The 1,246-nt window shown below is 67.5% G+C and carries 2 protein-coding genes; both read right to left on the bottom strand.

What is annotated here, in order from left to right; all coding sequences use genetic code 11:
• Positions 1-52: 52 nt before the first annotated feature.
• Positions 53-823 (bottom strand): IS21-like element helper ATPase IstB, encoded by a 771-nt coding sequence (istB, locus tag M8J73_RS44485; RefSeq protein ID WP_055542011.1) that lies wholly within the window; start codon positions 821-823, stop codon positions 53-55.
• Positions 820-1,246: Mu transposase domain-containing protein (locus tag M8J73_RS44480; protein WP_420834104.1), on the bottom strand; the 427-nt coding region annotated here is incomplete at its 5' end. The genes istB and M8J73_RS44480, both read right to left, overlap by 4 nt.

Genomic DNA, 1,246 nt, shown 5'->3' with positions numbered 1-1,246 from the left:
TGTCCCCGTACTCGTGTGAATGCACCACCAAGTACGGGGATATGTGCACCACTCAGGCCACGTCGGTGTCTCGCTCGATGGCCTGGAGCCGGTTCTTGAGCCGGTAGCTGTTGCCGTTGATGGGAACGACCTCGCAGTGGTGCAGGAGTCGGTCGAGGATGGCGGTGGCGAGGACCTCGTCCCCGAAGACCTGGCCCCATTCGCTGAAGGTCTTGTTCGAGGTCAGGATGATCGAGCCCTTCTCGTAACGCTTGGAGATCACCTGGAACACCAGGTTCGCCTCGGCTCGCTCGAGTGGCTGGTATCCCACCTCATCGACCACGAGAACGCCCGGCCGCAGATAAGTGCCGAGCTTGCTGGTCAGCCGACCTGCTGCTTCGGCGGCTTTGAGGTTGCGGACCATGTCGTCGAGGCTGGTGAAGTAGATCGAGTAGCCGGCCCGGCAGGCCGCGACGGCCAGGGCGACGGCGATGTGCGTCTTGCCGACGCCGGGCGGGCCGAGCAGGGCAACGTTGGCCTTCTCCTCGACGAAGGAGAGGCTGGCGAGATCCTTGACCTTGCGGGGGTCGAGCTCGGGCTGGAAGGAGAAGTCGTAGTCGTCCAGCGTTTTGTGGTGTGGCAGCTCCGACAGCCGCAGGCCCTGCCGAAAGCGCCGGTCGTCCTTGACGGCGAGTTCCTCGGACAGCACGAGGTCCAGGAAGTCGAGATAGCCCATCTTGGCCTCGTCAGCCCGCTGGATGTACTGGTTCAGGGCGTCGGCCAGGTGAGGCAGGCCGAGCTTGACGGCCGTGGTGCGGATGCGGGTGCCGGTCAGCTCGCTCAACGGGCTTCCTTTATCGGAGTGTTGGAGGTGAAGGGTCGGGTGCCGGTCAGCTCGTCATAGACCGACAGCGGACGGCGGCCGACCTCGACGCGGGCGGCAGCGGCCCGGTTCAGCAGGGCCTGTAGCGGGCTGGCCTGCGGCTCGGGCGAGGGGTCCCGGCGGGGCGAAGCCGGGCTGTCGCCGGTGGCGACGCGGCGGCCGGCGCCGGTGGGCAGACCGTCCCAGTGCCTGTCGTCGACGATGCGGGCGCCGCGGCCAACAGCCCGCGGATGGGCGGCCAGCAGAGTCTCACCGTCCGAGCCGGGGACCGTAGAGTGCAGCGTGACCTGGGACTTCGTGGCCCGGATCTCGACCAGTTGACGGGGGCGGACCCTGCGGGCGGGCACCGAGTAGAGGTTCGCGTCGAAGGCGACCAAGCAGTCC

This window comes from Streptomyces neyagawaensis, assembly GCF_023516595.1.
Lineage (GTDB): Bacteria > Actinomycetota > Actinomycetes > Streptomycetales > Streptomycetaceae > Streptomyces > Streptomyces neyagawaensis.
This window is presented reverse-complemented; position numbering and strand designations above follow the sequence as displayed.